Raw genomic sequence first — 6,614 nt, forward strand, 5'->3', positions numbered from 1 at the left:
AGCATCAGGGACAAAATAACTATCTTCTTCTACTCCCTGTCCTGTAGCAATCACGTTAATGGAATCATCTGGCTCATCTGCGGCGGTAGTCCCATCGGGAGTAATGCTTAATACTAAATCATCTCTACCAGGTACGATCTCCGCGCTTGGTGCTTGGCTTTCTCCCGTAATCCTGACTCTGATACTGTTTCCATCAGCTTGGTTTACCCTAACACTGGTAATTCCTGGTGCGGAATCGAGTTCGGTTATACCGTTTCTGATGGCAAATGCTAAAGTCGCATCCAGGATATCGATAACTAAATCGTTACCTTCTGGCAGAATCAACGGTACTAATCTTTCACTTCCCGCTACCGTTTTTAAAACCAACTCTAACCCATCGTCAGTTTGGATTACTTCTACCCCCGTAACCCATGTCACCCCTTGAGCCAATAGGTCTGCCGCATTCCCTCTATTGTTTTGTTTTGGATTGAATACAGATGAATCAGAAGAATTATGGGAATTGGATAATGAGGGATTAAAGAAAGATATTTCTGACTCTGCTCCTTCTGCTCTTACTGTTTCCCTTTTGTCCTTCTTTTCTGGCTCCTCCGATCTAGCGGAACAAATAAAAACTATTCCAAATAAACTTACCGATAATCCTGTAATTAATGATAGGCGCAACAATATCTCTGACAATGTTTTCATTAAAACTCCTCAAGTAAAGCGGTCGCTTTATTTATAATTATGCCTAATAGTGAATCAAGTAGGTATTGTAAGATGAGGCGGTTATCTATCTAGTTATTGACAATATTTTTTAATATTTAAGATTTGGCTCTTCACAACATAGGGCGATCGCACTAGCTGTAGCATAATCTGATGTATGACTGATACTTAGCAGCCACTTGTCAATACAAAGTTCGGTAGCAACTTTTAGGTTGTTGCCATAAAGAACGACAAAAGGTTGACCCGTTGGTAGTCGTTGGATCTCAAGCTCTAACCATGAAATAGATTTATCCTCTTGACCTAAAGCTTGTAAAACAGCTTTTTTGGCAGCGATACGACCAGCAATAAACTGAACCGAACCCGCTTGATACGCAACCGAGCAAGTTCTCAAGTTCTCGTTCTGCCGTAGTGAGGCAGTGTCTCAAAAGGCACTGCTCTTCTCGCTCATTATCTCATTAATCTGCCTTACATCTATGAGAGAGATTCCATGACCGATAACATTCATGAGATAACTTTTTCTTTAAGTCTGCAATACCAATTTGGTCAACATTGTATTCATCTTGTTAACCGACTCGATATATTCTTTAAGCAAGACTGATTCGGCAACGATGCCCGCACCAGCATTGAGATAGATTTCCTTGTTATACTGGTAAACAGAACGAATGGCGATCGCTATATCCGCCGTGCCGTTACTATCAACCCAACCAATACCACCTGCATAAATGCCTCTTGGTTCATCCTCCAAGCGATCAATCCAAGCTAAAGCTTTTTGTTTGTCAATGCCAGAGACTGTAATACCTGGGAACAAAACCTTTAAGGCATCCCATAGAGTCTTTCCAGGCATTAGCTGACCACCTGCTCTTGAAGAAAGATGTTGTACACAGCGATATTTCTTAACCTCCATGAAATCAAAGATCTGAACAGTTTCTGGCAAACATACCGAGTTAAGTTCGTCTTGCGCCAACCAGATCGAAAGGGCATGTTCCTTTACTTCTTTAGCATCGGTAAATAGTTCGTCATGTAAGCGTCGGTCTTCAGCTTTAGATTCACCCCGTGGTCTAGTTGCAGCTAGGGGATTAGTTATTACGAATCCACCTTCATCTACCCGCATCAAAATTTCGGGACTAAAGCCCACTGCCTTGACATCTCCAAAATCGAGACAATAAGAACGAGCAGAATTATTGGCTTCAGCTCCAACGACGTAAGTCCCCAATATGTCTAAATTACCAGTAAATTTTCTGGAGCGAGAAATAATCGCTTTATGTAATTTATTTTGTTTAATTGCGTCCTTTAACTGGTCAACGCGCTGGGAATAATTTTCGCAGTCGGTTGCATCTTCAGTTAGAGACATAGGTGAGTATTTGGGAAGCTTACTATCTGTTGATAATAAGTCGCGGATTTGCGTTAATGGCTTAACACTTTTGATGCGAACTCCTTCATCTGTAATCAACAATTCCGTTTCGGGAATTAAAAAATGCAGCAGTGGCTGGGCGATCGCTTTAGAATAAGATGAGTAGAAGCTAGCCATATCGAATGCCACATAGCCGTATGCCGTCCAATTCTCTAGGGGCAGTAACGCTAATAGTTCTTCTACTTGTTTAAATGGATCCGTTGCTGGTTGCGAGTTAAATTTGCCCATCCCTTCCAGACAAACTTCTGTTTTGCTAACAGACACCTTAGCTAGCTCGTTACCAGCAATGCGAACTTCTCCATCCTTTTCGTACATAACATAATTAGAAAAAATGCCCCCCTCCAAAAGATTGTATAAAATCTCGATTGGTTTAAGTTTGCTGGGTAATAATTCTTCTCGATATGATTTTACTGATTCTAAGTTTGTAACCATCAATCTCTCCCTGTAATTTAATCTCTTTTGTTAGACTTTTTATTTGTAAACGACCTTGCGCAGTACGTACTAAAAACTAGTGTTGTTTAGTTGTTAGTTAAATACTCACTATCTACTGCTCACAGATTAACGAGTGCGTAACCTCAGTTCGTAAGAACGATAGATTTAAAGCACAATAACTTGCGTCAACTTTTATCTAGTTATTTAGCGCCATCTTTTGGCTGTCTGCTACCGATTTACGGTGAATTTTTCCTGTAGCAGTACGAGGTAATTGTTCTACGAAGCGTAACGTTTTTGGAGCTTTGAAATGAGTGAGTCGCTGTTTGGCAAATTGATAAATTTCTGTTCCTAACTCAGAAGTTGGCTCTTTCCCTGATTTGAGGCTGACATAAGCCACTACCTGAGTCAACTTTTCGCCCTCATCAGATTCGGGAACCACTGCCACTTCTAAAATTTGGGGGTGCTGGTGCAAAATATCTTCAATTTCTAACGGAGAAATCCATTGACCGTTTACCTTAAACAAATCATCTTTACGACCTACAAACTTGAAATAGCCTGAACCATCTTGTACATACTTATCGCCAGTGTGCATGGTATTACCCCAGAGTACTTCTCGGGTTTCAGTGAGTCGATTCCAGTACCCTAACATCAAGCTTTCGCCACTCACTACCAGATCCCCAATCTCTCCAGGAGGGCAGGGTTGTCCATTCTGGTCTACAACTTGGACATCGTAACCTATAACGGGTCGACCAGAAGTACCAGGTTTGCATTCCCCTAGTCGGTTAGCAAGAAAGATATGTAAAAATTCCGTCGTACCAATCCCTTCATAAATTTCTCGATTGTAAGTCTCTCGCCACTGGTGCCAAATACTTTCAGGAAGCTGTTCGGCAGCAGAGATACATAGACGTAATGAGTCAACATCTAATGACTCGATATCACTTACTGCCAGAAGATTGGCATAAAGACTGGGAATGCCAAACAAAACCGTTGGTTGATAGTGGTGAATATCGGCAATGATATCGAAGACGTTGCTAGCATCCGACAAAACAGTAGATGCACCAACTGCTAGGGGCATAAAAAGGGTATTTCCTAAGCCATAAGCAAAAGGTATCTTGGCAACGGAATAAGTGATGTCATCTGGTTTTAAGCCCAGAGTAGCCTTAGCATAGTTTTCGGCACATATCACCATGCTTTGATGGAGGTGAATAACTCCTTTGGGCATCCCCGTACTGCCAGAAGTGTAGAGCCAAAACGCAGGTTCATCGCGAGCGGTTTCAGCACAGGGAAAAGGTTCTTCTGGCTGCTGGCTGAGTAAAGATAAAAAGGAATCATCGCCGTCTGTCAGCAGAACCTGCTGCAAAAAGGGAGACTCGATGGGTGCGAGTTTGGTTTGCCAGGAGCGTTCGCTCAACAAAATTTTGGCTCGCGAATCTCGGAGGATGTGTTGTGCTTGCTCAATACTACTGGCGGTATTTATAGGAACTGGTAATGCCCCCAGCCAAATTGCCCCCCAAAAGGCAAAGACCGACTCAGGAGAATCGGGCAACAAAATGGCAAGACGATTTTCTCGTTCTAAACCAAGAGAAGTAAGTAAACGCGCTGCTTGCTGGACGCGCTGGCTGAGTTGTTCGTAGGTATAATTATCTTGCCGCGAGAAAAAAGCGACTTTTTGGCTGTTACCCCGTTCTAAATTACCGTTCAATAAGTAAGCTGCCACATTAAAGGTTTTGGGCAACTGCTCAGAAATATGTCCCATCATAATTTTCCTTGATACATGTTTAATAAAACGATTTATATAGCCAGAGCGTGAACCAATACGTGTTCGTCCCAATGCCACCATCTTGCTTTCCACAGGTAAATCGTGGCTCGTTTTGCCAAAACATTGGCTCGACCATGTAAACAAATAGTTAATTTGTCTTGAGTGAGGTGAGCTTCAATTTGATTCCACTCAATATCTTCTGTTATTCCAGTTCCGAAAGCTTTTGCCACAGCCTCTTTAGTCGCAAAGCAGACTGTAAAATCCCGGTGGGGATAACTAGAGGATTGGCAACAGTCGATTTCTTTGGCAGTGAACAATAGTTTTAAGGTTTCGCGGTCGTAACCCTCGACTAATTTAGTCATCCAGGGAATATATGCCAGATCGATACCGAGTCCTTTGATCTCGTCAGATGCCAATTTGGTGTCAAGAGACATGGCTAGATTGAGATTGGGTAAGCATTTCCGCTTCGATGCGATCGCATACTTGAGCGAGCGTCAGATCTTTTCTACCTCCAAGCTTTACCTTAATTCCTAAATTTTGCTTTAGTCCTAAGACAATTTCCACTATCTCTGTTGAATCGAGTTGTAAATCTCGATGCAGTAAGGTGTCATCATGGAGCGACTCTCTAGGAATACCCAAGTCAATCAGTATTGCCTTGAGCTTATTCATTGCTTTGGAAGTATTCATGCAGAAAAAATCCTTAAAAACTTATTTGTTCAAAGTAATGTCGAACTTGCGATTTTGATTTGTATCCATGTCCTCTGCCAGGCATGACACAGCATATTTTACTTCGTGCCAGACTAGATAGGCCAAACTATTTACTAGTAATGTCAACGCTAATTGTAAGAGTTGTCGTTGAAATAATTGATAATTTTTTTATTTAGCTAGAGTTTGTTTACAGTCATTTTGACTTTTAATCACCATATGACTAATTAAAAATATTTGCAAGAAAACCGAGAAAAAACAATTTTAAAGATGCCTAAATGTATTCTATATCACATATCAGGAGAGCATTACGTTAACAACGATGTTTTATTGATGTAATTTTTGATAGCAAATTAGACGATCGCTTAATAAGAATAACTATCAACAATTTACTTGTGTAAAACTGTTTTTTTTAGTAAGGTAAAAACAGTTGCTAATTAGTAGTTAATTTCAATTAGCAATTTGGTTAAGTATTAAACTCAGTAAAAACTATCATCTGAAACTTGGTTAATGATCGAGCGATCAATGTTTTTAGATGAGGATTGCTGAGGTTTATGGAGTCATTTGTATGACTAATCACTCAATCGGTATAAGTTCACTTGCTCTGAGCTTTCCTAAGCTAATTCGCTCTAATGATTATTGGCGCGACAAGTTTCCCGAATTAGCGACTCAAACCCGCTCTCAGCGCAAACGGGAGCAAAGAAAATTTTCTCCCTATCAAGCTGAGGTACTTAAAATTTGGTCGCAAGAAGTAGCTCCCTATTTAGATGATCCATTTCGAGGTAATGTCGAGCGACGAGTTCTCACTCAGGATGAGTCATCGCTAACGCTAGAGTATCGGGCAGCAACTGAGGCAATAAAAGTGGCAAAGCTTGAACCACGAGAAATCGATCTAACGATCGCAACCTCTCTCTTTCCTCAAAACTTCAGGTTGAGTAACGCACCTTTAGCCAATCAGCTTAACCTAAGCTGTCCTACCTGGAGTTTAGAATCAACTTGTTCTAGTGCCTTAGTAGCATTACAAAATGCTCGCGCCTTGATTCAAGCAGGAGAATATCGCCAGGTGTTAGTGGTAGTATCTCAAAGTGCTTCCCACACTGTAGACGATGCCGACACCCTTTCCTGGTCGATGGGTGATGGGGCGGGCGCTTTTATAGTCAGTTCTCTCGCTGCTGGTCAAGGAATACTTGGGAGCAAAATAATTAGCACCGCCATAACTCATGGGGCATACACTCATCAATTAGTTGTAGATGCCAGAGGGCAACCTCGAATACAAACTCAAATGGGGGAAAACACCAGTATGCTGGCGGAAACCACAGTTGATTTTGTGCGCAACTGTTGCCAGGAAGCAGTCGCGAGAGCAGGATTGTCTCTAAATGATATTGACTTTTTTGCCTTTAATACCCCTACCCCTTGGTATGCTAGCGTTTGTGTCCGAGCTTTAAATATCGATCCAGAACGGACAATTAATCTTTATCCTCGATACGCCAACATTGGACCCATTTTTCCCATAGCTAATCTATATCATGCCGTGCGATCGGGCAAACTTAAAGAAAATGATCTAGTTCTTATCTATACCAATGGTGCAGGAGCTACGGCAGGAGC

At 41.5% G+C, this 6,614-nt stretch carries 7 protein-coding genes; 1 reads left to right on the forward strand and 6 read right to left on the reverse strand.

Annotated elements, in window-relative coordinates; translation table 11 throughout:
- The 6 genes from H1P_RS29655 to H1P_RS29680 all read right to left on the reverse strand — a co-directional run.
- On the reverse strand, positions 1-684 hold a 684-nt coding region (locus H1P_RS29655; RefSeq protein ID WP_144874524.1), incomplete at its 3' end, for an AMIN domain-containing protein.
- A 109-nt stretch (positions 685-793) separates the two neighbouring features.
- The gene (locus tag H1P_RS29660) at positions 794-1,093 is read right to left on the reverse strand and encodes a holo-ACP synthase (protein ID WP_144874525.1); all 300 of its coding nucleotides are present in this window, start codon (positions 1,091-1,093) and stop codon (positions 794-796) included.
- Between the two features lie 129 nt (positions 1,094-1,222).
- The gene (locus tag H1P_RS29665; RefSeq protein ID WP_144874527.1) at positions 1,223-2,545 is read right to left on the reverse strand and encodes a salicylate synthase; all 1,323 of its coding nucleotides are present in this window, start codon (positions 2,543-2,545) and stop codon (positions 1,223-1,225) included.
- A 196-nt stretch (positions 2,546-2,741) separates the two neighbouring features.
- A complete protein-coding gene (locus H1P_RS29670) occupies positions 2,742-4,301 on the reverse strand; it encodes a benzoate-CoA ligase family protein (RefSeq protein ID WP_144874531.1) in 1,560 nt (519 codons plus the stop codon).
- 35 nt (positions 4,302-4,336) lie between these two features.
- A complete protein-coding gene (locus H1P_RS29675; protein ID WP_144874529.1) occupies positions 4,337-4,738 on the reverse strand; it encodes a holo-ACP synthase in 402 nt (133 codons plus the stop codon).
- Positions 4,728-4,991: an acyl carrier protein gene (locus tag H1P_RS29680; protein WP_186376221.1), complete on the reverse strand. Its 264-nt coding sequence runs from the start codon at positions 4,989-4,991 to the stop codon at positions 4,728-4,730. Before H1P_RS29680 ends, H1P_RS29675 begins: the two co-directional genes overlap by 11 nt.
- Before the next feature lie 586 nt (positions 4,992-5,577).
- On the opposite strand from H1P_RS29680, the gene H1P_RS29685 reads away from it, so the two are divergent.
- Positions 5,578-6,614, forward strand: a 1,037-nt coding sequence (locus H1P_RS29685; RefSeq protein WP_186376222.1) for a 3-oxoacyl-ACP synthase III family protein, incomplete at its 3' end; no start/stop codon positions are given.

This window comes from Hyella patelloides LEGE 07179, assembly GCF_900659865.1.
GTDB lineage: Bacteria > Cyanobacteriota > Cyanobacteriia > Cyanobacteriales > Xenococcaceae > Hyella > Hyella patelloides.